Annotated in this window: 25 protein-coding genes; 11 read left to right on the top strand and 14 right to left on the bottom strand. The window is 63.0% G+C overall.

The window, feature by feature from the left end:
* Window positions 1-103 precede the first annotated feature (103 nt).
* Window positions 104-784 (top strand): ABC transporter permease subunit, encoded by a 681-nt coding sequence (locus NKH37_RS03470; RefSeq protein ID WP_023721020.1) that lies wholly within the window; start codon window positions 104-106, stop codon window positions 782-784.
* Entirely contained in the window at window positions 781-1,554 is a 774-nt protein-coding gene (locus NKH37_RS03465; RefSeq protein ID WP_353003824.1) for an amino acid ABC transporter ATP-binding protein, read from the top strand. Before NKH37_RS03470 ends, NKH37_RS03465 begins: the two co-directional genes overlap by 4 nt.
* A 74-nt stretch (window positions 1,555-1,628) precedes the next feature.
* On the opposite strand, the gene NKH37_RS03460 is transcribed toward NKH37_RS03465, so the two are convergent.
* The 7 genes from NKH37_RS03460 to NKH37_RS03430 all read right to left on the bottom strand — a co-directional run bounded on the left by NKH37_RS03460 (window position 1,629) and on the right by NKH37_RS03430 (window position 9,626).
* Window positions 1,629-2,210: a CarD family transcriptional regulator gene (locus NKH37_RS03460; RefSeq protein ID WP_006327799.1), complete on the bottom strand. Its 582-nt coding sequence runs from the start codon at window positions 2,208-2,210 to the stop codon at window positions 1,629-1,631.
* A 367-nt stretch (window positions 2,211-2,577) separates the two neighbouring features.
* Window positions 2,578-2,916, bottom strand: a complete 339-nt coding sequence (fdxA, locus tag NKH37_RS03455) for a ferredoxin FdxA (protein WP_023721018.1) — start codon at window positions 2,914-2,916, stop codon at window positions 2,578-2,580.
* A 149-nt stretch (window positions 2,917-3,065) separates the two neighbouring features.
* Window positions 3,066-3,452 (bottom strand): RNA-binding S4 domain-containing protein, encoded by a 387-nt coding sequence (locus NKH37_RS03450; RefSeq protein WP_353003823.1) that lies wholly within the window; start codon window positions 3,450-3,452, stop codon window positions 3,066-3,068.
* 12 nt (window positions 3,453-3,464) lie between these two features.
* A complete protein-coding gene (locus tag NKH37_RS03445; RefSeq protein WP_353003822.1) occupies window positions 3,465-6,881 on the bottom strand; it encodes a helicase-related protein in 3,417 nt (1,138 codons plus the stop codon).
* Between the two features lie 398 nt (window positions 6,882-7,279).
* The gene (locus NKH37_RS03440) at window positions 7,280-7,579 is read right to left on the bottom strand and encodes a hypothetical protein (protein ID WP_156948164.1); all 300 of its coding nucleotides are present in this window, start codon (window positions 7,577-7,579) and stop codon (window positions 7,280-7,282) included.
* A 32-nt stretch (window positions 7,580-7,611) separates the two neighbouring features.
* Complete coding sequence (gene phbB / locus NKH37_RS03435; protein WP_023721015.1) at window positions 7,612-8,337, bottom strand: acetoacetyl-CoA reductase; 726 nt, start codon at window positions 8,335-8,337, stop codon at window positions 7,612-7,614.
* A 104-nt stretch (window positions 8,338-8,441) separates the two neighbouring features.
* The gene (locus NKH37_RS03430; RefSeq protein ID WP_352480897.1) at window positions 8,442-9,626 is read right to left on the bottom strand and encodes an acetyl-CoA C-acetyltransferase; all 1,185 of its coding nucleotides are present in this window, start codon (window positions 9,624-9,626) and stop codon (window positions 8,442-8,444) included.
* Between the two features lie 278 nt (window positions 9,627-9,904).
* Between NKH37_RS03430 and phaR the strand changes: the two genes are divergently transcribed.
* On the top strand, window positions 9,905-10,513 hold the full coding sequence (gene phaR, locus NKH37_RS03425; protein ID WP_023721013.1) for a polyhydroxyalkanoate synthesis repressor PhaR: 609 nt from the start codon (window positions 9,905-9,907) through the stop codon (window positions 10,511-10,513).
* A gap of 127 nt (window positions 10,514-10,640) precedes the next feature.
* Here phaR and NKH37_RS03420 read toward each other — a convergent pair whose 3' ends face one another.
* Window positions 10,641-11,087, bottom strand: a complete 447-nt coding sequence (locus tag NKH37_RS03420; protein WP_023721012.1) for a hypothetical protein — start codon at window positions 11,085-11,087, stop codon at window positions 10,641-10,643.
* Between the two features lie 101 nt (window positions 11,088-11,188).
* On the opposite strand from NKH37_RS03420, the gene NKH37_RS03415 reads away from it, so the two are divergent.
* Complete coding sequence (locus NKH37_RS03415; RefSeq protein ID WP_352494173.1) at window positions 11,189-11,842, top strand: TetR/AcrR family transcriptional regulator; 654 nt, start codon at window positions 11,189-11,191, stop codon at window positions 11,840-11,842.
* Between the two features lie 42 nt (window positions 11,843-11,884).
* On the opposite strand, the gene NKH37_RS03410 is transcribed toward NKH37_RS03415, so the two are convergent.
* Window positions 11,885-13,033 (bottom strand): citrate synthase, encoded by a 1,149-nt coding sequence (locus NKH37_RS03410; protein WP_023721010.1) that lies wholly within the window; start codon window positions 13,031-13,033, stop codon window positions 11,885-11,887.
* A gap of 91 nt (window positions 13,034-13,124) precedes the next feature.
* Here NKH37_RS03410 and NKH37_RS03405 point away from each other — a divergent pair, with 91 nt between their 5' ends.
* The 6 genes from NKH37_RS03405 (at window position 13,125) to NKH37_RS03380 (ending at window position 21,382) form a co-directional block, all read left to right on the top strand.
* On the top strand, window positions 13,125-14,213 hold the full coding sequence (locus NKH37_RS03405) for a citrate synthase/methylcitrate synthase (RefSeq protein ID WP_352480894.1): 1,089 nt from the start codon (window positions 13,125-13,127) through the stop codon (window positions 14,211-14,213).
* A gap of 201 nt (window positions 14,214-14,414) precedes the next feature.
* A complete protein-coding gene (locus NKH37_RS03400) occupies window positions 14,415-15,197 on the top strand; it encodes a 3-hydroxybutyrate dehydrogenase (protein ID WP_023721008.1) in 783 nt (260 codons plus the stop codon).
* 26 nt (window positions 15,198-15,223) lie between these two features.
* Window positions 15,224-16,354, top strand: coding sequence for a patatin-like phospholipase family protein (locus NKH37_RS03395; RefSeq protein WP_023721007.1), 1,131 nt, complete (start codon window positions 15,224-15,226; stop codon window positions 16,352-16,354).
* A gap of 379 nt (window positions 16,355-16,733) precedes the next feature.
* The gene (locus tag NKH37_RS03390) at window positions 16,734-17,945 is read left to right on the top strand and encodes an efflux RND transporter periplasmic adaptor subunit (RefSeq protein WP_023721006.1); all 1,212 of its coding nucleotides are present in this window, start codon (window positions 16,734-16,736) and stop codon (window positions 17,943-17,945) included.
* A 2-nt stretch (window positions 17,946-17,947) separates the two neighbouring features.
* Entirely contained in the window at window positions 17,948-21,124 is a 3,177-nt protein-coding gene (locus tag NKH37_RS03385) for an efflux RND transporter permease subunit (protein WP_352588277.1), read from the top strand.
* A 99-nt stretch (window positions 21,125-21,223) separates the two neighbouring features.
* A complete protein-coding gene (locus tag NKH37_RS03380; RefSeq protein ID WP_023678456.1) occupies window positions 21,224-21,382 on the top strand; it encodes a DUF3309 family protein in 159 nt (52 codons plus the stop codon).
* 37 nt (window positions 21,383-21,419) lie between these two features.
* Here NKH37_RS03380 and NKH37_RS03375 read toward each other — a convergent pair whose 3' ends face one another.
* A complete protein-coding gene (locus NKH37_RS03375; RefSeq protein WP_353003821.1) occupies window positions 21,420-22,397 on the bottom strand; it encodes an SDR family oxidoreductase in 978 nt (325 codons plus the stop codon).
* 92 nt (window positions 22,398-22,489) lie between these two features.
* Here NKH37_RS03375 and NKH37_RS03370 point away from each other — a divergent pair, with 92 nt between their 5' ends.
* Window positions 22,490-23,401 carry a LysR family transcriptional regulator gene (locus tag NKH37_RS03370; protein ID WP_023721003.1) on the top strand — a complete coding sequence of 304 codons (912 nt, stop codon included), beginning with the start codon at window positions 22,490-22,492 and terminating at the stop codon, window positions 23,399-23,401.
* Here the strand turns inward: NKH37_RS03370 and NKH37_RS03365 are convergent.
* The 4 genes from NKH37_RS03365 to NKH37_RS03350 all read right to left on the bottom strand — a co-directional run bounded on the left by NKH37_RS03365 (window position 23,359) and on the right by NKH37_RS03350 (window position 26,467).
* On the bottom strand, window positions 23,359-24,540 hold the full coding sequence (locus NKH37_RS03365) for an MFS transporter (protein WP_352494176.1): 1,182 nt from the start codon (window positions 24,538-24,540) through the stop codon (window positions 23,359-23,361). The genes NKH37_RS03370 and NKH37_RS03365 overlap by 43 nt on opposite strands.
* A gap of 169 nt (window positions 24,541-24,709) precedes the next feature.
* A complete protein-coding gene (locus tag NKH37_RS03360) occupies window positions 24,710-25,171 on the bottom strand; it encodes a cupin domain-containing protein (RefSeq protein WP_352480892.1) in 462 nt (153 codons plus the stop codon).
* Between the two features lie 164 nt (window positions 25,172-25,335).
* Window positions 25,336-25,644 carry a DUF1244 domain-containing protein gene (locus NKH37_RS03355; protein ID WP_023721000.1) on the bottom strand — a complete coding sequence of 103 codons (309 nt, stop codon included), beginning with the start codon at window positions 25,642-25,644 and terminating at the stop codon, window positions 25,336-25,338.
* Between the two features lie 25 nt (window positions 25,645-25,669).
* Complete coding sequence (locus NKH37_RS03350; RefSeq protein ID WP_023720999.1) at window positions 25,670-26,467, bottom strand: N-formylglutamate amidohydrolase; 798 nt, start codon at window positions 26,465-26,467, stop codon at window positions 25,670-25,672.
* Window positions 26,468-26,620 lie beyond the last annotated feature (153 nt).

Raw genomic sequence — 26,620 nt, 5'->3', positions numbered from 1 at the left:
GCCGAATGCCGGCCCGCGTCGTTCATGTCGCGGCGAGCTGTCTTTGACGGCCCGCCGCTTTCGCGTGATATGAGCGACGGCAATCTGGCAAGGAGGAGGCTTCGTGCCGCACTGGCTGCAATTGATGCTGGAATCCCTGCCTACGCTGCTGTGGGCTGCACTGATCTTCACCGTGCCGTTGACGCTGCTGTCGTTTGCATTCGGTCTTGTCCTCGGCCTGGTCGTGGCGCTTGTCCGGCTGTTCGGTCCCAAACCGCTGGTCGCCGTGGTCCGCTTCTATGTCTGGATCTTCCGCGGCACGCCGCTTCTCGTGCAACTGTTCCTTATCTTCTACGGCCTGCCATCGGTCGGCATCCTGCTCGACGCTTTTCCGGCAGCACTGATCGGCTTTACCTTGAACATCGGCGCATATTCGTCGGAAATCATCCGCGCCGTCATTGGTTCGGTGCCGAAGGGCCAGTGGGAAGCGGCCTATTCGATCGGCATGACCTGGGCCCAGGCAATGCGGCGCACCATTCTTCCACAGGCGGGGCGCGTCGCCGTGCCGCCGCTGTCCAACACCTTCATCTCACTGGTCAAGGATACATCGCTCGCCGCCGCCATTACCGTGCCCGAGATGTTCCAGGCGGCGCAGCGCATTGTCGCCACCACCTATGAGCCGCTGATCCTCTATGTCGAGGCAGCGGCTCTCTACCTGGTCATGAGCTCCGTGCTGTCGGCCTTGCAGGCCCGATTGGAAACGCGGCTTAACCGCTATGGTGGCTTCCTGGAGGCGCGCGCATGATCGGCCTCACCAACATCGAAAAGCGTTTCGGCGACAATTTGGTGCTGAAGGGTGTGACCGTCACCATCGAGGAAGGTAGCGTCACCGCGCTTGTCGGGCCATCGGGCGGCGGGAAAAGTACGCTTTTGCGCTGCATCAACCTGCTCGAGCTGCCGACTTCAGGCACGGTGCGAATCGGCGACGATGCACTCGAATTCCACCCCGGCGGCAGGGTCTCGACCAGGGATATCCAGCGGCTGCGGCTGCAGACCGGCATGGTGTTCCAGAATTTCCAGCTGTTTCCGCATCGCACCGCGATCGAGAACATCATGGAGGGGCTGGTGACGGTGCTGAAATGGCCCAAGGAAAGGGCGCGCGAACGGGCGCTCGTCCTGCTCGAAAAGGTCGGCATGGCGCACAAGGCCGACGCCTGGCCGGCGACGCTGTCAGGCGGCCAGCAGCAGCGCGTGGCGATTGCCCGGGCGCTGGCGCCGTCGCCGAAAGTGCTGCTCTGCGACGAGCCGACCTCTGCACTCGATCCGGAACTGGCGCAAGAGGTGGTCGACGTGCTCGGCAAGCTCGCCAGCGAGGGCACGACCATGGTGATGGCGACGCATGATCTGCGGCTCGCCTCCAAGATCGCGCGGGAAGTGGTGTTCCTCGATGCCGGCAACATCGTCGAACAAGGACCGGCTGCGGTGCTGTTCAGCAACCCGGAGCGCCAGCGGACCAAGCGGTTCATCGCGACGCTGAAGCAGGAGGCGGAAAGGGAGGGCGGTGGCGAAGGTTAGATATGCATTCGCCGATCCCAAAAATAAAAAACCCGGCGTGAGGCCGGGTTTTCTGAATTCGAAAGCGAAAAGGCTCAGGCGGCTTCTTCCTGCTCGGCTTCCTCGTTGTCGGCCTTGGCCCCGCGCTTGGGGCCCTTGTTGAGGTTCACCTCGATGAGGCGCACCGCTTCGGTCTCCGACATGCGGTTGACGGCCGCGATCTCGCGGGCCATGCGGTCGAGGGCCGCCTCGTAGAGCTGGCGCTCGGAATAGGACTGCTCCGGCTGGTTGTCAGCGCGATAGAGGTCGCGCACCACTTCCGAGATCGAGATCAGATCGCCGGAGTTGATCTTGGCATCATATTCCTGGGCGCGGCGCGACCACATGGTGCGCTTGACGCGGGCGCGGCCCTGCACGACCTTCAGCGCGCGCTCGACATAATCCTCTTCCGATAGCTTGCGCATGCCGATCGAGGTCGCCTTGGCGACTGGCACCTTGAGGCGCATCTTGTCCTTCTGGAAGTCGATGACGAACAGTTCCAGCTTGTGGCCCGCGACTTCCTGCTCATCGATCGAGACGATCTGGCCGACACCATGCGCCGGATAGACGATGTACTCGCCGGTCTTGAAACCGTGGCGCGCTGCGGTGGACTTCTTCTGCGGGGTGATCGTTGCCATTACGCCCTGAACTCCTTGTTGTGGTACCGGCATCGTGCCGGCCCGAACTCGTGCGACCGAGGTGACCGGTCCTTAGCCACACAACGATGAACTCACCGGAAGGCCAGGACCGGCAAATCGCAACATTGCGACCGCCTGCCCCAGATCGCTCTGGTCCGGATTGAGAAATTCACCTTTCAGTGATTTGGGGCGTTTGCGCCATAAATCGACGTTGTGTCACCGGCATGTTGGGCTGATATAACACAAAAAGTCGGAAGAATCAAGGTTTTGCTGCACGCGCGAAGGCCATGCGCCATCGCCGCCCGTCAAGGCCGTTAATGTATCACGTCTGTTACGCCGCGTCAGGCTGCCGCAATCAGCGCTCTCGTTAATCGCCTTCGCCGGGCTCCGGGGAGAAATATTTCTCGAATTTGCCAGCTTCCCCGTCGAAGGATTTGGCGTCGGCCGGGGGCTCCTTCTTGGCGGTGATGTTGGGCCATTTATCGGCATATTCGGTGTTGATCTGCAGCCATTTGTCGAGGCCCGACTCGGTGTCGGGCTTGATCGCGTCGGCCGGGCATTCCGGTTCGCAGACGCCGCAGTCGATGCACTCGTCCGGGTGGATGACGAGCATGTTCTCACCTTCGTAGAAACAGTCGACCGGACAGACCTCGATGCAGTCCATGTATTTGCATTTTATGCAATTGTCGGTCACGACATAGGTCATTGGTCGGCTCCGGGACGTCCCATTTTGTTGGGCTTTTTTGGTGAGGTAACGCCTTTGTCCGCCGCTGGCAAGGGCAGCCCTTGCCCAGCGGTGCCGGGGTTTCCGGAATGGAATTCCAGAGGCCCGGCAAAGCGGAAGTTCGACCTTGCTCAATCGTCGCCGAGCAGGTGGTCGGTCTGGCGGCGTTCCTTCTTCGTCGGGCGACCGCTGCCGGCCTCGCGCAACGGCGGCACCGCATCCGGAAGCGCCTCGCCCTTGGGCGCGGGGGGCGGCGACATGTCCTCGTAAAGCAGGCGGGCTTCTTCGGCCGGGCCGCGCCGTGCGCCGGTGCCAAGGACTTTCCAGACGAAGATCCGCCGCTCGAGCGTGATGGTCACAACGTCACCCGGCCGGACCGTATCGGATGCCTGCGCTGCTTTGTCGCGATTGATGCGGACGCGTCCGGTGACGACCAGCTTGGCTGCCAGCGTGCGTGATTTTACCGCGCGCGAGAAGAACAGCCACTTGTCGATGCGCTGGCGGGCATCAGTGACCATCGGACGAACAGCTTACTTCTTCAGCTGGTCGCGTAACGCGGCGAGCTTGGCAAAGGGCGAGTCCGGATCGAAGCGGACCGGGCGTTCCTCACGCGGCTTTGGCTGGAAGGCGGGCTTTGCGCCTTGGGCGCCGCCTTTGCCGTCCTGCCGTCCAGCCTTCCAGTCGGGCCGGTTTTCGCGCCGGTCGAGGCGTTCGCCTTGCGGCTTGCCGGCGCGCTGCTCTGCCGCCTCGCCTTGCGGCTTGGGCTTGAACTTGCTGCGGTCGAAGCGTGGCTTGCCGGCGCCGTCGCGCTGATCGTGGCGCCCTTGACGGGCGGGCCGGTCGCCCGGCGTCGGTTGCCCGCCGGCATCTACCGGCGCATCGCTGCGGCCGTCCGGCGCAGCTTGACCATTGCGCGCGCGACCGTCCCGATGATTGTCCCGGGGGCGGTTGTCATGCTGGCGATGACGCGGGCGCTGGTCGAAACGACCCTGCCGCCACAACAGCACAGGTTTTGGCTCCTCGGCTTCTGGGGCAGCTTCGCCGGCGACGGCTTCCGCCGTTGCTGCAGGTTCGGCCGGCGATGCTTCCATAGTGTCGGAAACCGGCGGCTCTGCCGGTGCCGTAGCCTCAGTTTCCGCCCCAAGTTCCGTCCTTGGCTCAGCCGCTGGTTCTGCAGCCGCTTCGGCGGCGGGCTGGGTCTCTTGCGTGACTTCTGCCGCAGCTTCAGGGGCTGGAGCTTCCGGCTGGTCTTCCGCGACAGGCTCTGCCGCCGCTTCGGTCACGGCTTCGGCCGCCTCCGCAACAGGAGCCGCATCCGACACAGGCTCCGAAGCCTCCGCCGAAACCTCCGCCGGCGGCTCTGCCGCGGCAGCTGCTTCCGCCATCCTCGCCTGCTCGGCTCGCGTTGCCTCTTCCGCCGCCTGCTTTGCAGCGGCCGCTTCACGCACGGCATTGTCCTGTGCTTCGAGCCGCGCCTTGACCTCGGCCGCCGGCTTGGCATCGGCGCGATAGCCGAGCCCCTTCAGGATTTCTTCCATGTCGTCGGCGGTGGCGCCGAGGATCGACATCATCGGCGGCGTCACCATGAAGGACTGACCGTCATAGGCGCCGTCGGGGCGAGGTCCGAGGCCCGGCTTCCAGTTGGTCGCCGGCCGGATCAGGTCGGCCAGCCGTTCGAGAATATCGACGCGTACAGCACGCCGGCCAAGATTGCGGTAGCCCGCCAGCTTGTAGAAAGTCTTGTCGAAGGTTGGATCGATGACCACCGAGGTGCGGCCGGAGGCCAGTGCGTGAACGACATCGCCGAAGCCGGGCTTGTCCTTGCCGTCGTTTCTCAGCGCCCACAGCAGCGTTATCAACCCGGCCGGCGCCGGCTTGATCAGCGCCGGCACGAAGACATGGTAGGCGCCGAAGCGCACGCCGAGACGGCGAAGCGCCGCGCGGCCCTCCTGGTCGAGCGACTTCATCTCGTCGGCGATGTCGCGACGGTTGATGAGGCCGAAATGCTCGACGAGCTGGAAAGCGATGCCGCGGCCGATGCCGGTGATCTGCTCGGCATTCTTGAGATCGACCAGCGGCTTCAGCAGGGATTCGATCTGGAAATTGACGAAGCGCTCGGCGCGCGCCGCAACCTTGTCGCGGGCCGGGCCGGTGAGTTGCTCGTCGGCGAGCAGAACGAGACGCGGCTTCAAAGCGTCTTCGCCAGCGACCAGCGTGCCGATCGGCGCGCCGATCCAGCGCAGCGTGCCATCCGAACCCAGCGCGATGTCGCCATTGGCCGAGGCGCCGAAGCGTTCGGCCCGCGCCTCGAACTCGGCGGCAAGCGCCTTCTGCGCCGCCGCCCGCACCGCCTTGGCGTCCTCGCCGCCGGCGCTCTGGTCGGCGGTGAAGCGGAAACCCTGCAACTCGCCGACGTGATGGCCTTCGACGAGGACGGTTCCGGTTGGGCTGATTTCGGCTTCAGGCATCGTGTTTTCTCTAAGGCGCCGCATGAGGACGGAAGTCCTGCGGTCTACAAAACGTTTCGTCAACCGCTCATGCAGCGCATCCGACAATCTGTCTTCGATTTCGCGCGTCTTTTCCTGCCAGTGTGCCCGATCGGCCAGCCAGCCGGGCCGGTTGGAAACGAAGGTCCATGTGCGGATCTGGGCAATCCTGTGCGATAGCGTGTCGATATCGCCTTCAGTGGTGTCGGCGCGGCGCACCTGCTCGGCCATGTAGTTCTCGTCGACATGGCCGTGCCTGGCAAGGTCCATGTAGATGGAGGCGATCAAGTCGGCGTGCTGGGCCGGCGCGATCTTCCTGTAGTCGGGCAGCGCGCAGGCTTCCCACAGCAGCGCCACCCGCCTGGCGTCGGTGGTGAGTGCCCGGATGTCCTCGTCGCGCGACAGATGCTCGAGCGCCTGCGCGTCCACGGCCGGCAGTGCGCGCGTCAGGCCTTCGACCGGGGCGTTGGTCTCCATCGAGCGCTTCAGCGCATCGAGGTTGGCGAAATCGAAATGCGCGGTACGCCACTGCAGCACTTTCACCGGATCGAAATCATGCGCCTCGATCTTCTTGACCAATTCCTCATCCAGCGGATCGACCTGGCCGGTGACGCCGAAGGTGCCGTCGCGCAGATGCCGGCCGGCACGGCCGGCAATCTGGCCGAGCTCGGCCGCGGTCAGGTTGCGGTACTGGTAGCCGTCGAATTTGCGATTCTGGGCGAAGGCGACGTGGTCGAGGTCGAGGTTGAGGCCCATGCCGATGGCGTCGGTGGCGACGAGGTAGTCGACATCGCCCGACTGGAACAGCGCCACCTGGGCGTTGCGGGTGCGCGGGCTGAGCGCGCCGAGCACGACGGCGGCACCGCCCTGCTGGCGGCGGATCAGCTCGGCGATGGCATAGACCTCGTCGGCCGAGAAGGCGACGATCGCGGTGCGCCGCGGCAGGCGGGTCAGCTTCTTCGAGCCGGCATAGGCAAGATGCGACAGCCGTGGCCGGGTCACCACCGACACGCCCCGCAGCAGGCGCTGCAGAATGCCGTGCATGGTGGCCGCACCCAGCAGCAGCGTCTCCTGGCGGCCGCGCAGATGCAGGATGCGATCGGTGAAGATGTGGCCGCGTTCGAGATCGCCAGCGAGCTGGACCTCGTCGATGGCAACGAAGGCGGCGTCGGTCTCGCGCGGCATCGCTTCCACCGTGCAGACCGAGTATTTCGCGCCCGCCGGCTGGATCTTTTCCTCGCCGGTGATGAGCGCAACCTTATGGGCGCCGACCTTCTCGCAGACGCGCGTATAGACCTCGCGGGCAAGCAGCCTGAGCGGTAGGCCGATGACGCCGCTCTCATGCGCCACCATGCGTTCGATGGCGAGATGGGTCTTGCCGGTATTGGTCGGGCCGAGCACGGCCGTCACGTCTCGACCCGACAGGATCAGCGGTTCAATGTGTTTCGGATGGATGTTCATCGGCCTGGAAATAAGGCTCTCTGCCTCGCATTGTCGGGAGCGCGCCCATATTGGCCGCGTATGACAGGCGACACATAAGGATTTCGGGCGCGAAGCGAAAGCGGAATGTGCCGAGGGCAGGCTGATTGGTCGGTTCGAAGCCAGAAATCTGTTCCCGATTAACAGTTGGAACGAGTCTGGAACGAATCAGCGACGAATCACTGACTCGCGCTGATTCAGGTTTTGTTCACGGCTACATCTGGGATTTCTGCCGGCGAGTCTCACCACATGCTGAATCACAGAAACTGGCCCGATTCATGCAGGCGGCATTCAAACGAGCACCACCGTTAACCTTTGCCGGTGAATGATCGTGGCCGGCCAATCTGCTTCGCCCAACATTATGAAATTATTGATGTTTCCTAATCCGCTTTAATCATTTCGAGGGTGTTTTCGGCTCTCGCCGTTAACGTTCCGCTCAAAGCCGGAACGAATCGGCGACGAATCAGCGATAGGCAAAGTTTCTTGGTTTGTTCACCGCAACATGTTGTGTTGTGAACAGCTTTTCCACCGAGAATCCACAGGCTGCCGGGCAGTTTTTGCACAGGCTGGGCAGCGGCCGTTAACCTTTGCGTGCCGGATTGGGGCAGCGTGCTGAATCGAGATCTTGCAACGGGAAGACCGCTATAGAAACGGGCCGTTTTGCAGGCCCGTTCGTCCAAGCGCGTATCTATCTCAACGTAAAGATAAACGGTCAGGCGATGTACTGCCCGCCATTGGCTGATATTGTCGAGCCGGTGATGAACCCGGCATCGTCGGAAGCGAGGAAGACGACGCAGCGCGCGATCTCCTCCGGCTCGCCGAGACGGCCGACCGGGATCTGCGGAAGGACACGCTCGTTGAGCACCTTCTCGTCCATCGCTTTGACCATCTCGGTGGCGATGTAGCCGGGGCAGATGACGTTGACGGTGATGCCGGCGCGCGCGCCTTCCTGGGCCAACGCCTTGGTGAAGCCGATATCGCCGGCCTTCGAGGCCGAATAATTGACCTGGCCGACCTGCCCTTTCTGGCCATTGATCGAGGAGATGGTGATGACGCGGCCGAATTTGCGGTCGCGCATGCCGCCCCACAACGGATGCGTCATGTTGAAGACGCCGGAAAGGTTGGTGTCGAGGACCTCTTTCCATTGCTCGCGCGTCATCTTGTGGAACATCGCGTCGCGCGTGATGCCTGCATTGTTGACCAGCACCGATACGGGACCGAGATCGGCCTCTACCTGTTTGATGCCGGCAGCGCAGGCCTCGTAGTCGGCAACCGACCATTTGTAGACCGGGATGCCGGTCGCTGCCTTGAACTTTGCTGCCGCTTCCTCATTGCCGGCGTAGTTTGCGGCAACCGAATAGCCGGCGCTTTTCAAGGCGACCGATATCGCCGCGCCGATGCCGCGCGACCCGCCTGTGACGATTGCAACCTTTGTCATGTGTCCTCCCGGGCAATGCAGATGACTGAGCGTTGAAGCGGTAGGGTTTGCCCTCTATTCCCTACTCGCTTTGCGCCAGTATCCTATTCGTATCGCTTATCTCATCACAATGCTTCCACGCACATGGCAACGCCCATGCCGCCGCCGATGCACAGCGTGGCAAGACCTTTCTTGGCACTTCTGCGACGCATTTCGTAGACCAGCGTGTTGAAGATGCGGGCGCCCGAGGCGCCGACCGGATGGCCGATGGCGATGGCGCCGCCATTGACGTTGACGATGGACGGGTCCCAGCCCATGTCCTTGTTGACGGCGCAGGCCTGCGCGGCGAAGGCCTCGTTGGCTTCGACCAGATCGAGGTCGCCGACCGACCAGCCGGCCTTGGCCAGCGCCTTGCGCGAGGAGGGGATCGGTCCCGTCCCCATGATCTGCGGGTCAACGCCGGCGGTCGCCCAGGAAACGATACGCACCAGCGGCGTGATGCCGCGCCTTGCGGCTTCCGCTTCGGTCATCAGCACCACGGCGGCGGCGCCGTCATTGATGCCGGAAGCATTGGCCGCTGTCACCGTGCCGTCTTTGTCGAAGGCGGGCTTGAGCTTGGTCATGGCGTCGATCGTCGCGCCATGGCGGATGTACTCGTCCTGGTCGACTATCGTGTCGCCCTTCCTGCCCTTGACTGTGAAGGCAACGATCTCGTCGTTGAATTTTCCGCCTTTCTGCGCAGCCTCGGCCTTGTTCTGGGAAGCCAGTGCGAACTGGTCCTGGTCGTCGCGGGTGATTTGGAACTGGCGGGCGACGTTCTCCGCCGTGTTGCCCATATGATAACCATAGAAGGCATCGGTCAGGCCGTCCTTGATCATGGTGTCGATCAGCTTGAAATCGCCCATCTTGACGCCACCGCGCAGATGCTGCGCATGCGGAGCCATCGACATCGATTCCTGGCCGCCGGCAACGATGATTTTTGCATCGCCCTGGGCGATCTGCTGCATGCCGAGCGCGATGGCGCGCAGGCCGGAGCCGCAGAGCTGGTTCAGGCCCCAGGAGGTCGCCTCCTGCGGCACGCCGGCGGCCATGGCCGCCTGCCGCGCCGGGTTCTGCCCTTGAGCCGCGGTCAGGATCTGGCCGAGAATGACCTCGTCCACCTCCTTGCCGTCGACGCCGGCGCGGGCAAGCGCTTCCCTGACGGCGACGGCACCCAGTTCATGAGCTGGCGTGTTGGCGAAGGCGCCGTTGAAGGAGCCGACAGGCGTGCGCGCCGCACTGGCGACAACGATGGCGTTGGAAGCGGACATGTTCTTCTCCAGACTTTCGGGGAGCGATTTCGGGTGCCGTCGGGGACTTTTCTTGCCCTTTCCACAACCCGAGTCAAACCCGAAATGGGCATGGCGTTCCTCCGCGGCAAGCAGGCCGCGCGTCGCTGCGATGACGGCCCATCCGTGCTGCGCAGCATAAAATGTTCCCGCACTGCACAAACAGCTTGGATTCATGACGCTTTTGCGCATATCCTTTAACAAGGCGCAATCGTTACCGGCGGCTTACTTAAGCCGGCCGGTGTCCGGGGAGGATGCAGATGGCCGCGAAAGACGAACCTATTGTTATCAAGAAATATGCCAATCGCCGTCTCTACAATACGGGCACCAGCACCTATGTGACGCTCGAGGATCTCGCAGAAATGGTCAAAAAAGGCGAGGACTTTACTGTCCAGGACGCCAAGACCGGCGACGACATCACGCATCCGGTGCTGACCCAGATCATCTTCGAGCTGGAGAACAAGGACGGGCAGAACATGCTGCCGATCCCGTTCCTGCGTCAGCTCATCGCCTACTACGGCGACCAGATGCAGATGATCGTGCCAAGCTTTCTCGAACAGTCGATGCTGGCCTTCTCGAAGGAGCAGGAACGCTTTCGCGAGCAAATGAAAGATGCCCTCGGCAAGTCGCCGATGGACATGATGAAGATCGCGACGCCGATCAAGGTGCTGGAGGAGCAGACTCGGCGTAACATGGAAATGTTCCAGAACGCCATGCGGCTGTTCACGCCGTTCCCGCCTGCGGGGTCTGCGCCGGCAGCAGCACCGGCCGAACAGGCCAGGAAAGAAACACCGGAAAAACCGGACGACCTTCAGGAGCTGAAGGAGCAGATCGCCGCGATGCAGCGCAAGCTCGACACGATGTCGTGACTGCCGGCCGGCGAAGCGCCGGCCCAAAATTTCCCTCAGCAGGCCTGTGTCAGAAAACATCTTCGCCTCGAAGGTGAAGATGTCATCCACGCTCTATTTTGTGGCACGCTCTATTTCGTGGCATGCCCTATTTCGTGGTCACCGTCACCAGAGCGGTAACAGGTTTGCCGTCTACTAGAATGGGCCGGTGATGATCATCGGCAAGAAGCACGCCGATCACGTGTCTGCCGGCGGCATCCGGGCAATGGCCGAAACGGGCCTTGATAAGATCACCGCCAAAGTCGCTGTTCATGCTGTTGTACGGCTTGCCGGGGATGTTGCAGGTGTCTCCGTTGGGATCGATCTTCATATGCACGTGGCCGCATTGCTTGATTTCCCCGCACTCACCCGCAGTGAGCAGCCTGAAGTTGCTCCTGACGACAACGCCTATCGCCTTCTCAGGAGAATTGCCCAGTTCGACAACTGAACCCGCCGTCGGCCAGACGACTTCCAGGGTGGGCCGATCCTCGGCCTCGGCAGATACGAGCGACAATAAGGAGAAAGCGAGGGCAGTCGTTGCGGTGATGCGAAACATGGTAACCTCCGTTGCGATGTAAACATTGATTACATACGCAGCGCTCGAACACAAGGGAAATAATCAGTGATTACATTCCGCTCTCGTGCTATTTGACTGAGATGACCAAGACAACTGATTCCGACGAAGCCGGAGATGCCAAGCGATACCATCACGGCAATCTCGTCGAGGCCTTGATCACGGCAACCGTGGAGATCATCGAGGAGCGGGGAGCCGAGCATGTGTCCGTACGCGAGGCCGCAAAACGTGCCGGCGTTTCGCCCGGCGCGCCATTCCGGCATTTTCGATCGAAAACAGCGCTGCTCACCGCGGTCGCCGAACAGGCCATGGATCGGCTGACAAAGGCCGTTGCCAAGGCGCGGTCGAAAATCGACAGCGCAGATCCCATTGAGGCCTTCGAAGCAATCGGACAAGGCTATCTGGAATGGGCAATTAGCAACCCCACGCATTTCCAGATCATCAGTTCCCGAACCCTGATTGATTTTGAAGGGTCGGACAGCCTTCGTGATCAGAATGAGGCTATTCGGCGGACGATGATCGACTTGCTGACGCAAGCGCAACAACAGGGTCGGCTTGCTCCCGGCACCGACTTTGATCATCTTGTGCTTGCCGCGCGTGCACTCGTTTATGGGTTGGCACGCATGGCGATCGATGGTCATTTCCGGGAATGGCATCCGTCCGAGCCGCCAGCCCTGGCCGCGCAGCGGGCTCTCCGACTTTTCATGAGCCGGATGACCATTCCATCTAAAGCTTAATCCGCCAGCACCCAAAAAAAGGGCCCGCGATTGCGTCGCCAGCTAATGGAACTCCGGCAGCGGTCCCTGGTAGCGGGCGCGTGGTCTGATCAGGCCGCTGCTTGTCACCTGCTCCACGGCATGCGCGGCCCAGCCGATGCTGCGGCCGAGCGCAAACAAGCGAAACGGCGCATCGGACGGCAAACGGAGGCTGCGCGTCAGCGCGGCCAAGGCGAAATCGACGTTCGGGCGCATGCCCGTTGCCGCAAAGGCCGCATCGCAAAGCCGTAACAGCCCATCATCGACATCGATCGCGGCCAGCAACGGTTCCGCACGCGGATCGCCGTCGGGATAAAGCGGATGGCCAAATCCGGGCAGTGGCCTGTCGTGACCGAGCCAGCGTCCGACAGCCGCATCCGGCCCCAATCTCTGCGCATCCTCCGCCAGCATCATGACCGCCTCCGCGGCGCCGCCATGGCGCGGACCGGAGAGCGTGGCGAGGCCAGCAAGCAGGCAGGCCGAAACAGGTGCACCGGTGGACGCGGCGACCCGCGCGGCGAAGGTCGATGCGTTCAGTTCGTGATCGGCCAACAGCACCAGCGAGCGGCGGATCAAGTCTGCGCCGGCTGCATCGAGGGACCAGCCCTGCGCCAGTCGTTCGTGCACGGCACCGATTCCGCGAACCGCGCCGAGCGCCTGGGCCAGAGCGGCGATGGCGCCGGCCGCATCGTGGTTGAGCGAAGCCGCCCTGCGGCCGAGCGAAGGCCGGCCCTTGGCCGCCAACGCGGCCAATTCCGCGAAGGCAGCCGGCCGGCCAGTTGCGCCGTTGCCATGGCGGCTCGCCGACACGAACGACACTGGTGCGTCAGATGCCCAAAGCAGGTTTGCCGTCTGCTCCAGCGTGGCAGTCTCGCAGAGTGCAACCGCATCCTGGCCACGATAGACGAGGCGGCCGTGCAAAACGGTCGAGATCGTGGTGGCGATCGCCGGCTCACCCCAGGCAATTGCACTTTCGGCGATTGCCTGGGGATTTCGGCCGCGCGCCCGGCGGCTCGCCAGCGCCGCGATGTCGTCGGCGCGATACTGGCTGCGGCGTGGGTCGGCCCGATCCGGCCGCATGCCGATGCGTCCGCGGCTGACATAGGCATAGAGCGTCTGGGCGCGCACCTTGAGGCGCTCCAGGGCTTCGTCCCGCGTCAGCCACTCAGTCATGTAAACCTGGCACGTTGATTCGGTTGATCAAGATTGATGGTCCAGCCGCCAACCCTTATCTACGACCCGGAAAGGGTCAAGGAGAAAACCAATGGCGAATGGGCTCGATGATGTGGTGGTGGCAGAAACGGTGCTCTCCGATGTCGACGGTCTTGGCGGCCGCCTGACCATCCGGGGCCATTCGTTGCCGGAACTGGCAGGCCGCTGGAAATACGCCGACGTGGTTCGGCTGCTGTTCGACGGCTCTTTCGACGATCTTCCCGGCGAAAAGGAGCTGGCGAAAGCGATCGGCCGGGCGCGCAGTGAAGTGTTCGAGCGGATCGAACCCTTGCTGCCGTTTCTCGCATCCCTCGATATCTACAGCGCGATGCGCGCCGGCATTGCCCTACTGCCGGACGGCGACAAATTGCCGGACGCGCTCAGGCTGGTTGCGGCACCTGCCGTGCTGACGCCGGCCTTGCTGCGCTTGCAGCGCGGCGAAAGCCCAATTGCGCCTGATCGCAAGGCCGATCATGCCGCCGACATGCTGCGGATGCTGACCGGCATGGCGGCCTCGCCGAAGTTGGCGAAAGCGCTCGATACCTATCTTGTGACGGTTTGCGACCATGGCCTCAACGCATCGACCTTCGCCACGCGCGTGGTCGCCTCGACGCAGGCGGGGCTTACTTCGGCGGTGCTGGCCGGACTCGGAGCGCTCAAGGGGCCGCTGCATGGCGGCGCGCCAGGTCCGGTGATCGAGATGCTGGATGCGATAGAGGCGCATGGCGACGCCGCCATCTGGCTGCGCGACGAGATCGCGCGCGGCCGCCGCATCATGGGCTTCGGGCATCGCATCTACCGTGTGCGCGATCCGCGTGCCGACGTGCTGAAAGCGGTGGTGCGGCAACTCGGCGCCGAGGGCGAAGCCGGCCACCGGCTGGCGTTTGCCGAAAGCGTGGAGCAAGCGGCGCTTGAAGTGCTTCGCATCGCCAAGCCGTCGCGCTCGCTCCAGACCAATGTCGAGTTCTTCACAGCACTTCTGCTGGAGGCCGCGGGCTTTCCGAAAGAGGCGTTCACCAATGTCTTTGCTGCCGGGCGCGTCGCCGGCTGGATCGCCCACGCCCGCGAGCAGCAGACGAGCGGACGGCTGATCCGGCCGCAGTCGCGCTATATCGGGCCGGTGCCGGACCTCGTCGCCTAAGGATTTTCCCCCGCATGCTTTGCGGAAACCGGCCCCGCTACAGCCGGTGCCAGACACTCTCTCGTCAAGGTGAGAGAGGTCCTCATGACAAAAATTTCATGTCATTGCTCCACACATCCGCTGTTCTTGGGTGGCAGAGAGCCTATATGCTGCAGTGCAGCATGGTTCCGCGGGAGCCCGCCTCGAAAGGAATAAGCCGCCTTGACCGCCAGAAAAACCGCCATCGTCACCGGTTCCACCTCGGGCATCGGCCTGGCCATTGCCCACGCGCTCGCGGCCGAAGGCTGCAACATCGTCGTCAATTCCTTTTCCGACACCGCCGACGACCACGCCATCGCCGACGCAATTGCGAAACACCACAAGGTCCAGACCGCCTATGTCAAGGCTGACATGTCGAAGCCGGCCGAGTGCCGGGCTCTGGTCATGAAGGCAGCCGAGACATTCGGCTCGGTCGACATCCTGGTCAACAATGCCGGCATCCAGCATGTCGCGCCGGTGGAAAGCTTCCCGATCGAGAAGTGGGATGCGATCATCGCCATCAACCTGTCATCGGCCTTCCACACCATCGCCGCCGCCATCCCGTTGATGAAACAGGCCGGTGGCGGCCGGATCGTCAACGTCGCCTCGGCCCATGGGCTGGTGGCCTCGCCGTTCAAGTCGGCCTATGTCTCGGCCAAGCACGGCATTATGGGCCTGACCAAGACGGTCGCCCTGGAACTGGCGCGCGACAAGATCACCTGCAATGCCATTTGTCCCGGCTATGTGCTGACGCCGCTGGTCGAGGCGCAGATCCCCGACCAGATGAAGGCCAACAAGATGGACCGCGAGACTGTGGTCCGCGAGGTCATGCTCGAAAAGCAGCCGACCAAGGAGTTCGTCACCGTCGAGCAGGTTGCGGCGGCGGCAGTGTTCCTGTGCTCGGATGCGGCAGCGCAGATCAACGGCACGCACATCTCTGTCGATGGCGGCTGGACCGCTCAGTGAGCCGTCCAGCGGTCAAGGGTCACGCCATGCCGAAAAACGGCAAGGCGGAGGAGCCAAAGAAGATCAACATCGCGCTGCAAGGCGGGGGTTCGCACGGGGCGTTTTCCTGGGGCGTGCTCGATCGGCTGCTCGAGGACGGGCGCCTCGATATAACGGCGGTTTCGGGCACCAGCGCCGGCGCCATGAATGCCGTCGCGCTGGCCGACGGCTTCGTTCGCGGCGGCGTCGAGGGCGCACGGCGGAAACTTGATGATTTCTGGCGTGCGGTGGCGGCAAAGGGCCGCTTCAGCCCAGTGCAGCGCATGCCGTGGGACGTCGCCTGGGGCAATTGGTCGATCGAGAACACGCCCGGCTATTTCCTGTTCGATACGATGTCGCGGGTATTTTCGCCCTATGTCGCCAATCCGCTCGCCATCAATCCGCTGCGCGATGTGGTCGAACGTGAGATCGATTTCGACAATGTGCGCGCCTGCAAGTCGATGGAACTGTTCATTTCCGCGACCAATGTCGAGACCGGCCAGTTGCGTGTCTTCTCGGACGGCGAGATCGACCTCGACACGGTAATGGCGTCGGCCTGCCTGCCGCAATTGTTCCGCGCCGTCGAGATCAAGGGCGTGCCCTATTGGGATGGCGGCTATGGCGGCAACCCGGCACTGTTCCCGTTCTTCAAGACGGCGGCCACTGAGGACGTGCTTTTGGTGCAGATCAATCCGGTGGTCCGCGAAGGGACGCCGAAGAGCGCCAATGAGATCCAGAACCGCATCGACGAGATCACCTTCAATGCCGGGCTGTTGCGCGAATTCCGCTCGATCGCCTTCGTCAAGGAACTGATCGCCGCCGGCCGATTGCCGCACGGCGAATATCGCGACATCCGCATGCACCGCATCGATGCCGACGAAGCGTTCAAGGATCTGTCGGCATCGTCCAAGGTCAATGCCGAATGGGCGTTCCTTGCCTATCTGCGTGACCTCGGCCGCACCGCAGCCAGTGATTGGCTGGAAGAAAATTACGACGCCGTCGGCAAGCGGCCGACGATCGATCTGTCCGGCGAGCTCGACGACGGCTTGAAGCCGGTGCGCGGGCCGGCGCCGGGCCGGCGGGTCAAGGAGTTTCTTGCGGCGCGCAAGCAGCCCGAGGCCGCCCGCCGTCCGGCCTAGAACGATTTACCGTTTCACGGAAACGCCGAACCGCTCTATCTTTTTTGACGCAATTCCGGACGGAAAACCGTTTCACACTTTTCCTGGAATTGTTCTGGCTCCCCCGCAAAGCAGATGACATCGCAATCTGTCCAATCATCCTGACACTTGCTGCCATACCGCTGTTTTGGCGATCAACAGCCGATGCTGCAGCCGCATCTTTGCGGACAAAGCAACAATCCATCAACTTTTCTGACTATATTGCGACGCAACTTTAAGGTAGAAGCGCGCTTCGCCGATCACGGCAATTTGAATACGGCCTCGCGCGCACCCATATCGGCGACGCGCCCCAAGTAGAAGATGCGGCCTGGCCGAACCCCGCGCACTGGAAAAAATGACGATGCCGAAATTCAGGTTTCACAAGCTTGCAGCCATTGTTGTGCTCATCGGGTTCGCCGGCTGGATGGCGACAGGCGAATTCTCGTCCGTCGGCAGCGCGTCCGCCGACAACAAGCCCAAGGCAGGAGAGGTCGAGCAGCCCAAGGCCGCCGACTCAGGCAAGCCCCAAACTGGCGAACAGGGGGCTGCCAAGCCGGGGACTGCCGAGGCAGAACAGCCCAAAGCGGCCTTGCGGACGGTCGCGATCATAACCCCGCCGCGGCGCATCTATGCGCGCGCTATCCGCATTTCCGGACTGACCGAAGCCGACAAGCGCGCGGTCCTGGCGACACGCGTCGCCGGCGTCATCGACAAGCTGCCGGTCAAGCAGGGTCAGCACGTCAAGACCGGCGACCTGATCCTGATGCTTGCCGCCGAGGAAAAAATCTCGGCGGTCGACAACGCCAAGCAGCTTGTCGTGCAACGTGAGGCCGAGCTGGCTGCGGCCCTGCGGTTGATGAAAACCGGCAATCTGCCGACGCTGCAGCTCGATACGGCCCGTTCCAACCTGACGCTGGCCAAGTCGCAACTGGACGCCGCGCAAGCCGAACTCGACCGCAACGAGGTGAAGGCGCCCTTCGACGGTGTCATCGACCGGGTCCCGGTGGAGCTTGGCAGTTCCGTCATGCAGGGCGGCGAGGTGGCGACCATTCTGAAGCTCGATCCGGTGATCGCCCGCGGCGAAGTCAGCGAGCGCGATCTCGGCTATCTGAAGATCGGTGACGAAGCCAATGTGCGCCTGGTCAGTGGCCAGACCGTCAAGGGTACGGTGCGCTACATCAGCCGGGATGCATCTTCGGCAACCCGTACCTTCCGGGTTGAAGTCGCTATCCCCAATGCCGATGGGTCCGTACCGGCCGGCATGACGGCAGAAATTGCGCTCAGCGCCCAGCCGACCGACGCCGTGATGCTGCCGCGATCGGTGGTGACGCTCGGCGACAAGGGCGACCTCGGCATCCGCGCCGTCGACAAGGATGACAAGGTCGTGTTCTTCCCGATCGACCTGGTCGACGACACGCCGACCGGCCTGGTGCTCGGCGGCATTCCGGCCGACGCCCGCATCATCGTCGCTGGCCAGGAGCTGGTGAAGGAAGGCGAAGTGGTCAAGCCGGTCGAGGCCGACCAGGCGACCATTCAAAAGCTGTTGGGCGAAGCGACGACCGGGACGCAGTAATCATGGACATCGTCAAACTTGCAATCAGCAATGCCCGGCTGACCATTGCGGTCCTGGTCTTTCTCATCCTTGCCGGTGCGGTCGCCTACCAGTCGACGCCGAAGGAAGCGGAACCCGACGTTCCGATTCCGATGATGTATGTCAGCCTGATCTATCAGGGCATCTCGCCGGAAGACTCCGAACGCCTCCTGCTGCGGCCGATGGAAGCCAAGCTGAAGAGCCTGAAGGGCCTCAAGGAGATGCGCTCGGCCGCCTTCCAGGGCGGCGGTTATGTGCTGGTCGAATTCCAGCCACAGACGGATCTCGCCACTGCGCTGCAGGACACGCGCAGCAAGGTGCAGGACGGCAAGGCCGACCTGCCGCAAGCGGCTGAGGAGCCCGTGGTCTCCGAGGTCAACATCTCCGAGTTCCCCGTCCTGGTCGTGACGCTGTCGGGCGAGGTGCCCGAGCGCGTGCTGACGGCGGCGGCGCGCGAGCTGCGCGACCGCATCGAGGAAGTGCCTGGCGTGCTCGAGGGCTCATTGCAGGGTGCGCGCGACGACCTCGTCGAAGTGGTCATCGATCCGATGAAACTTTCGTCCTACGGGCTGCAGCTCGACCAGTTGATCGGTGCGGTCGGCGCTTCCAACAGTCTTGTCGCCGCCGGCAACATCGAAGGATCCGAGGGCAAATACGCAGTCAAGGTGCCCTCGCTTATCGAGACACCAGAAGATGTGGCGGCGCTTCCGGTCGTCGCCGGCCCCAACGCGGTGGTGCAGGCCAAGGATATCGCCACCATCCGCTCGACCTTCAAGGACGCCGAGACGGTTACCCGCCTGGACGGCAAGCCGGCGATTGCCATCGAGGTGAAGAAGCGCATCGGCTCCAACCTGATCGATACGATTGGCAAGGTCAGGGAGGTGTCCGACGCCTTCATCAAGACGATGCCGGAGGGCATGCACGTCACCTACACGCAAGACAAGTCCGTCTTCGTGAACCAGTTGCTCGGCGACCTTCAGAACCACGTGATGATCGCCGTCATCCTGGTGTTCATCGTCATTCTCTACGCGCTGTCTGGCCGTGCCTCGCTACTGATCGGATTGGCCATCCCCTCATCCTTCCTGATCGGCATCCTGTTGCTGGCGATGATGGGCTACACGATCAACATGATCGTGCTGTTCAGCCTCATCCTGGCGGTCGGCATGCTGGTCGACGACGCTATCATCGTCACCGAATTCGCCGAGCGACGCATGAGCGAGGGCATGCCGAAGGAACAGGCGTTCGCGCTTGCGGCCAAGCGCATGGCCGGCCCGGTCATCGCCGCGACGATGACGCGCATTGCCGCCTTCTCGCCGCTGTTGTTCTGGCCGGGCATCATCGGCGATTTCATGAAATACATGCCGATCACGTTGATCGTGACGCTCTCGGCCTCGATGCTCTATGCGCTGGTCTTCGCGCCGACGCTGGGCGCCATATTTGCCAAGGCGCCGGCTCATCACCCCGACGACAATCGCGACGGCTGGTACATGGCCGTGGTCAAGCAGGCGGTGCATTATCCCATCACCGTGCTTGTCCTTACCGTCGCGCTGTTGTTTGGCGTGGGCTACGCCTATTCGAAATTCGGCGCCGGCGTCGAATTCTTCCCGAATGTCGAGCCTGACTACGGCCTGCTCTATGTCCACGCCCGCGGCAATCTTTCGCTTGCCGAAATGGACGCGGCCACCAAGACGGCGGAAAATCGGCTGCTCGGCTGGCCGGGCGTGAAGTCTGTCTATACCCGTGTCGGCAAGACGCAGGGCGGCGGCCAGGACGTTCCGGAAGACGTGGTCGGCGTGATCCAGTATGAATTCGTCGACTGGCGCGAGCGCAAATCGGCGAACTCAATCCTCGACGAACTGCGCGGCGTGATGGCCGGCATTCCCGGTGTCGACGTCGAGGTTCGCGTGCCGGAAGCCGGCCCGCCTACCGGCAAGCCGATCCAGATCAGGCTTTCGGCCGTCGATCCGAAGGGTCTTGACGACAAGGCCCGCGCCGTCGCCGCGCGCATTGCCAAGGTGCCCGGCGTCATCGATATTTCCGATGGCCTGGCGCCGCCCGGCGTCGATTGGGCGCTCGAGGTCGATCGCGCCAAGGCGGCGCAGTACGGCATCAGCCCGACCGCGGTCGGAACGGTGGTCCAACTGGTGACCAACGGGCTGAAGCTCAGCGAGTACCGCCCCGCCGGCGCCGACGATGCCGTCGACATCAGACTGCGCCTGCCCGAGGATCGGCGCACGCTGTCGACGCTCGACGAACTCAGGGTTCAGACCGCGCAAGGCTCGGTGCCGATCTCGAACTTCGTCGTACGCAAGCCGGAGCCGACGGTCGGTATCCTCAATCGCATCGACGGCGCGCGAACGGTGGTCGTCCAGGCCAACGTCGCTGCCGGCGCCCAGGTGGCTGCCGTCCAGCAGGAGGTCACCAAAGCTGTCGCCGACATGAACCTCGGCAGCGGCATTCGCTGGAAGCTTGCCGGTTCCAATGAGGACAGCGCGGAGGCCGGGGCCTTCCTCAGCAAAGCCTTCGGTGCCGCGATCTTCCTGATCTTCATTGTGCTTCTGGCGCAGTTCAACAAGTTCACCAGCGTCTGGCTGGTGCTGTCCTGCGTGGTCATGGCGACGATCGGCGTGTTCCTAGGGCTGCTGCTGACGGGAGAGGCATTCGGCATCGTCATGTCGGGCATCGGTGTCATCGCGCTGGCCGGCGTGGTGGTGAACAACAACATCGTGCTGATCGACACCTATGACCGGTTGCGCGAAGAGGGCTGGGACAAATACGAAGCCGTTCTGCAGACCTGCCGCGAACGTGCCCGCCCGGTGGTGCTGACGGCGGTGTCGGCGATCCTCGGCGTGCTGCCGATCGCTTTCGGCCTCGGCCTCGAAATCTTCCATCACGAGACCACGATCAACGCGCCGTCGACGCAATGGTGGATTTCGCTGTCGTCGGCGATCGTCTTCGGCCTGTCCTTCGCCACCGTGCTGACGCTGGTGGTGACGCCGTCAATGCTGATGGTGTTCACCCGCGCCAAAGTAAAACCCAGTGCGCGTCGGGGCTGGTTCAGTCGCCTGTTCGGGCGCGGCAAGGCCGAGATCTCCTCGGAAGGCCTGGAGGCCGATCTGGGCGCCGAACCGGCGATCGCCTTCCCGAAGGCCGCCGAATAGAGGCTGAATCGCCGTCCTGATCAAGCAAAGGCCGCCCGGGAACAATGGGCGGCCTTCTGCATTGTTCCGTCATTGCAACCTCAAAGCGAGGATTTTCTGATGACGATAAGCACCATTCTCATCATTATCCTTATTCTTATCCTGATTGGCGCGGTTCCGGCGTGGCCGCATTCGCGGTCCTGGGGTTACGGACCATCCGGCATCGTCGGCGTCATCCTGATCGTTGTCCTGGTGCTGCTGTTGATGGGCCGGATCTGACCGCAATCATTGGTCCCCGACAAGCGGCGGATGACCGTCAGGCCATCCGCCTTTTTTCAGATTGCTTCTGCGCTGCCTTCACCGTGGCGATACCGATGTCTTCAAGCGCTTCCGACACTGCATTTTCCAGCGGCGTGTGGGGGATCGCACCGATAATGCCTTCAAGCCTGCCTGAAACCAGCCGGTGCGGCTCGAAGCGGAGATAGGACATCGAAACGATCTCGCGCCACATCGCCACAAATGGGCTGCCGGCACGCAGCACCCACCACGGCATCGACGTCAGTTTCAACGTGCGCCCGAGCGCCTTCTCAGCGGCCGCCTTGATCTCCAGATCGGTCACCGCATGGCCGGGAAAGTTCAGCGCCTCGTAGGAGCCGAGCTTGTCGAGATTGTCGGCCAGTCCGACGAAAGCCTTGGCCAGGTCGGGTAGATAGGCCCATTCATGCACGAGATCGACCGGCCCTGGGGCGGTATAGACGCCCTTGGTCATCTTGGCGGCAACGACCAGATCGAACCACGATCCGCTGCCGGTGCCGCCGAAGAAGTCACCGGCGCGCAGCAGGATGGTGCGCACCCGACCCGCGTCGGCCTCGCGGCGAAACAGGTCTTCCATGGCAACGCGGATGCGGCCCTTTTCCGTCGTCGGACGAAACGGCGTGTCCTCGGCGATCACCGCCGGCATCGGCGAGCCGTAATTGTAGACGGTGCCCGGGAAGAGATGCAGTGCGCCATTCGCCCGGCAGGCAGCCATCACATTCTCGGCCATCGGCAGGCATTTGCTCCAGTCGGTGTAGAGCGGGTTGAGGCCGTTGAAAATGATATCGACGCCTTCGGTCGCGCGGATCAGCGCAGCACGGTCGAGCGCGTCGCCGGCGATCGCCGTGGCGCCTTTGAGTTCCGCCGGCACCTTGCCGCTGCGGGTGACGGCACGGACATCGTAGCCGGCATTAATGAAGGCCTTGGCCACCGTGCGGCCGAGCCGGCCATTGGCGCCGAGAATTGCCATCTTGGTCATTGTTTGTCTCCATGTTTGCGTATGACCCAATATGATCTCCTCGCAAACGAATGGAAATTGACGAAAGCTGGCGGTCTGATATTCAATTTTGAATGGATATAGACTGGAACCTGATCAAGAGTTTCGTCACGGTGGCGGAGACCGGGAGCCTGTCGGCCGCCGCGCGAAAGCTTGCCGCAAGCCAGCCGACACTCGGCCGCCACATCGCCGAGCTGGAGCAGGCGCTCGGCGTCACCTTGTTCCGGCGCGGGCGGCGCGGCTATGCGCTCACGGAAGCGGGCAGCACGCTTTTTGAACGGGGCCGCGCGGTGAGCGAGCAGGCGAGCGCATTTTCGCTGCTGGCCCTGGGATCGGTCGAAGCGATCGAGGGCACGGTGCGCATTGCCGCCAGCGAGGTGGTGGCGGCCTATGTGCTACCCGAGATGACGGCGCGGCTTGCCGTCGAGGAACCCGGCATCGAGGTTGAGATCGTCGCTTCGAACCAGGTCGAGAATCTGCTGCGTCGCGACGCCGACATTGCCATCCGCATGGTCAAGCCGGCGCAGAATGAACTGGTCGCGCGCAAGGTGACCGACATTCCGCTCCGCGCCTGCGCGGCAAAATCCTATCTCGACCGGCGTGGCCGTCCGCGCGAGGCCCGCGATCTTGCCGAGCACGATCTGGTCGGCTTCGATCGCAGCGATGAAATCATTCGCGGCTTCGCTCAATTCGGGGTTCCGCTCAACCGCAATGCCTTCCGCTTCAGGACCGACAACCACATAGTTTTGTGGGAGGCACTGCGGGCGGGAAACGGCATCGGCTTTGGCCAGCAGCCGCTGGCCGAGCGCGATGCACTGGTGGAAATCGTGCTGCCGGACCTCCCGCTGCCGACGCTGCCGGTGTGGCTGGCCATGCACCGCGACGTGCGTACCAGCGTCCGCATCCGCCGCGTCGCGGATTTCCTCTACGAACAGTTCAAGCGCTATTCAGCCGGTGCAGGCTCGGCAGCAAATTCGGCGCGGTGAGCGAGCCCGGCCATCAACAGCACGACTATCAGCAACCCGGACAGAGCGACGAAGATCGGGCCGAAGCTCGAGTGTTCGGCGATGAAGCCGATCGCCGAAGGCGCCACCAGGATGCCTGAGTAACCCATTGTGGTGACGACGCTCATGCCGGTGCCGGGCGCCATGCCCTCCTGGTTGCCGCCGGCCGAAAAGATGATCGGCACCATATTGGCAATACCCAGGCCGCAAAAGGCAAAGGCGGCAATGGCCAGCCACGGCGAGGGAGCCAGCCCGGCCACCAGCATGCCGGCTGCAGCGGCAAGCGCCGACGCGCGCAGCGTCGTAACGGCACCGAAACGGTTGCGGACGCCATCGCCGAGAAAGCGCATGACGGCCATGACGCCGGAAAAGGCGGCATAGGCCAGGCCTGCGATAGCAAGATCGGCGCCGAGCTCCTGCCTGAGATACAGCGCTGCCCAGTCGAGCACCGCGCCTTCGGAGATCATCGTCAGCAGCGCCATCAGCCCGACCAGATAGACAAGCGGGTTTGCCGGCAGGGCGAATTTGTGATGCTCGGCGACCGGATGCTTGTCCTCGGCGATCAGGTAGCGGATCGCTACCGCGATGACAGCAAAGGCAAGCGCCGTCACCATCGTCGCATGCGCGAGATGACCATAGTTCTGGATGGCGAAACCGCCCAAAGCGCCGCCTGCGAAACCGCCAAGGCTCCAGAAACCGTGCGAGGACGACATGATGGCGCGGGACAGCCGCCGTTCCACCGCCACCGCATTGGCGTTCATGGCGACGTCCATGCCGCCGATCGAACCGCCGAAGATGAACATGGCGATGGCCGCCAGGGGCACATTGGGGGCCAGAGCCACCATCAAAAGACCGAAGCTGCCGGCAAGTCCGAACCAGCGCAGCACGGTGCGCGAGCCATGCTTCGAGATCAGATGGCCGCACCAGGTCATGGCGGTGACGGCGCCGGCGCCGAACAACAGGATCAGCAGGCCGAGCGTGAATTTGCTGATGTCCAGCCGGGTCAGGAACACCGGGATCTGCGGCGCCCAGCTGCCGGTCAGGAAGCCGTTGGCGAGGAAGATGCCGGCCACGGCCCAGCGTCCACGAATCGCGATTTGCGTGATTTTCTGCGCGTCCATCGGGTAGAATCCGGTCCGGAAATGGCTTTGCGCGGCAAATTAGATCGATTCAATTCACAGTCAAGCGCTCTTCGCCGAAAGTGCTTGGACCAGACGGCGCCACAAGGCGCCGGTGGACACTACGTCCTCTCGTGTCGGCCAACCACCTCGGTGGTCCACTCCAAAATCTCTACGGCTCGGGATAAGGCGCGCCATCCTTGTGCACAAACCGGCCGTCAGCGTTGGTGCTCATCATGTCGATGTCGGAGCAGGTGGTTACGTCGGCGGGCCAACGCGAACCAACTTCGAGATAGATCGCAACTGCGCCCGATTTGTTGATCATGTGATGGCCGTTGCCGGAGCCTTTCGGAAAGGCCGCGCAATCACCCGCGCGCAGCACCGTCTCGCCGGCATCTTCGACGAGCGTCAGCTCGCCTTCGAGCACGTAGACGAACTCGTCTTCGTGCGAATGCCAGTGGCGCTGGCTCGACCAGTTGCCCGGCGGCAGGCGCATGAGATTGATGCCGAAGTCGGTGAGCCCGCCGGCGTTGCCCAGCCGCTGCCGCACGCGTTCGGCACAGGGTGCATCGAACGGAGGTGGATAGGATGAGCCCTTGCGTCCGGGTACGTCGGCGACGTCGATCTTAGGCACGGCAGTCCTCCCATTTGGGGCAAAAACCATTCGTGAAGGTCGTTCAGTGCGATGGATTGTGACCTGGAACGGTTCATCGTTTCACGGAAACGCCGAACCGTTCCATCCTTTTGTCTTGACGCAATTCCGGACGGAAAACCGTTCACACTTTTCCTGGAATTGCTCTAGTGGTCCCTGGGGCGTCTTGCCTCGAACTCGGCCTTCTTGGCATCGGAGGCCTCGATCTGGTTCAGTGCCTGCCACTCGGCATAGGCCATGCCGTAGATGATCTCGCGCGACTGGTCCTTGCTGAGTTCGACACCCTCGGCTTGCGCCGCATCGCGGTACCAGTTGGACAGGCAGTTGCGGCAGAAGCCGGCGAGGTTCATCAGGTCGATGTTCTGCACGTCGGAACGCTCGCGCAGATGCGCGACCAGCCGGCGGAAGGCAGCGGCTTCGAAATCGCGCTTTTGTACGTCGCTGAGTTCGGTCATGGCTTGTTGGCCTCCTTGGCCTCCATCATGCCGGCCCGGTGCGCGAGCCGAATATTTTCACTGCATGTATATCGGCACGTCGATCTATCGCGTCAACGATCGGCGCCAGCCGTTCGGCCCAGGCGAGCGCACCCTTCCGGTCGGCGATCAGGTCCTGGCGGATCTCGATAAGCGCATGGGCAAAGCCGTTGACGATAGCGTGCCTGAACATGGTATCGCCGCGCAGTGCGCCGTCATAGGGTTCGTTGTCGCCGACGACGAGGCTCTTGTCCTCGGCGAGCATGTCGATCAGCGGCCGCGCAACGCGATCGTCGAGATCCCATAATATGCCGACATGCCACGGCCGCACGAAGCCCTGCATGGTCGGTGTGAAGGAATGCACCGAAAAGATGAAGGGCGCCTGCGCTGACGCTTGCGCCACCGAGGCGATCATGGCGCCGACGGCGTCATGATAGGGGCGGTAAAAGCGATCCAGCCGTCTTTCGCGTTCCTCCGGCGCCATGGGATAATTTCCCGGGATGACGGTGCCGTCATAGAGCTGGCGAATCAGCGTTGGATCGTCCTCGCCGCGATTGGGGTCGATCAGCAGTCGCGAAAAATTGGCAAGCACCGCCGGAACGCCGAGCAGACTTGCGAGTTCGCGGGTTACAGTCTCGACGCCGATGTCGTAGGCGATGTGGCGGTCGAACTCCGCCGCGGGCAGGCCGAGGCTGCCATACTCCTCCGGCAGGTCGCGGCGGGCGTGATCGGCCAAAAGCACCATGCCGCGCTTGCGATCGCCTTCGACGATGTCGAAAGGCGCGAAAACTGTGGATCGGGTCATTGGCGGGAAAGGTCTGTTCGCTGGCTTCCGGGGAGGGTGGTACCGTCATTCCACGAAGAGAACGCTCGCGCAATGCCGTTGTTTGGCCACGGTTTCTGCCAAAAAACTGAGCAGGGGCGACCGTAAGCGCGCCAGAGCCTTCTAAATCGATTG

The organism is Mesorhizobium sp. M1217 (assembly GCF_040318275.1).
Lineage (GTDB): Bacteria > Pseudomonadota > Alphaproteobacteria > Rhizobiales > Rhizobiaceae > Mesorhizobium.
This window is presented reverse-complemented; position numbering and strand designations above follow the sequence as displayed.

Bases quoted from the DNA above. Each gene is read 5' to 3' on its own strand.
- NKH37_RS03445 (WP_353003822.1), bottom strand. From the start codon at position 6,881: ATGAACATCCATCCGAAACACATTGAACCGCTGATCCTGTCGGGTCGA.
- NKH37_RS03390 (WP_023721006.1), top strand. From the start codon at position 16,734: ATGCCGAAATTCAGGTTTCACAAGCTTGCAGCCATTGTTGTGCTCATC.
- NKH37_RS03405 (WP_352480894.1), top strand. From the start codon at position 13,125: ATGGCGAATGGGCTCGATGATGTGGTGGTGGCAGAAACGGTGCTCTCC.
- NKH37_RS03410 (WP_023721010.1), bottom strand. From the start codon at position 13,033: ATGACTGAGTGGCTGACGCGGGACGAAGCCCTGGAGCGCCTCAAGGTG.
- NKH37_RS03350 (WP_023720999.1), bottom strand. From the start codon at position 26,467: ATGACCCGATCCACAGTTTTCGCGCCTTTCGACATCGTCGAAGGCGAT.
- NKH37_RS03395 (WP_023721007.1), top strand. From the start codon at position 15,224: ATGCCGAAAAACGGCAAGGCGGAGGAGCCAAAGAAGATCAACATCGCG.
- NKH37_RS03385 (WP_352588277.1), top strand. From the start codon at position 17,948: ATGGACATCGTCAAACTTGCAATCAGCAATGCCCGGCTGACCATTGCG.
- NKH37_RS03415 (WP_352494173.1), top strand. From the start codon at position 11,189: ATGACCAAGACAACTGATTCCGACGAAGCCGGAGATGCCAAGCGATAC.
- phbB (WP_023721015.1), bottom strand. From the start codon at position 8,337: ATGACAAAGGTTGCAATCGTCACAGGCGGGTCGCGCGGCATCGGCGCG.
- NKH37_RS03365 (WP_352494176.1), bottom strand. From the start codon at position 24,540: ATGGACGCGCAGAAAATCACGCAAATCGCGATTCGTGGACGCTGGGCC.
- NKH37_RS03380 (WP_023678456.1), top strand. From the start codon at position 21,224: ATGACGATAAGCACCATTCTCATCATTATCCTTATTCTTATCCTGATT.
- NKH37_RS03460 (WP_006327799.1), bottom strand. From the start codon at position 2,210: ATGGCAACGATCACCCCGCAGAAGAAGTCCACCGCAGCGCGCCACGGT.
- phaR (WP_023721013.1), top strand. From the start codon at position 9,905: ATGGCCGCGAAAGACGAACCTATTGTTATCAAGAAATATGCCAATCGC.
- fdxA (WP_023721018.1), bottom strand. From the start codon at position 2,916: ATGACCTATGTCGTGACCGACAATTGCATAAAATGCAAATACATGGAC.
- NKH37_RS03355 (WP_023721000.1), bottom strand. From the start codon at position 25,644: ATGACCGAACTCAGCGACGTACAAAAGCGCGATTTCGAAGCCGCTGCC.
- NKH37_RS03450 (WP_353003823.1), bottom strand. From the start codon at position 3,452: ATGGTCACTGATGCCCGCCAGCGCATCGACAAGTGGCTGTTCTTCTCG.
- NKH37_RS03370 (WP_023721003.1), top strand. From the start codon at position 22,490: ATGGATATAGACTGGAACCTGATCAAGAGTTTCGTCACGGTGGCGGAG.
- NKH37_RS03375 (WP_353003821.1), bottom strand. From the start codon at position 22,397: ATGACCAAGATGGCAATTCTCGGCGCCAATGGCCGGCTCGGCCGCACG.
- NKH37_RS03420 (WP_023721012.1), bottom strand. From the start codon at position 11,087: ATGTTTCGCATCACCGCAACGACTGCCCTCGCTTTCTCCTTATTGTCG.
- NKH37_RS03465 (WP_353003824.1), top strand. From the start codon at position 781: ATGATCGGCCTCACCAACATCGAAAAGCGTTTCGGCGACAATTTGGTG.
- NKH37_RS03430 (WP_352480897.1), bottom strand. From the start codon at position 9,626: ATGTCCGCTTCCAACGCCATCGTTGTCGCCAGTGCGGCGCGCACGCCT.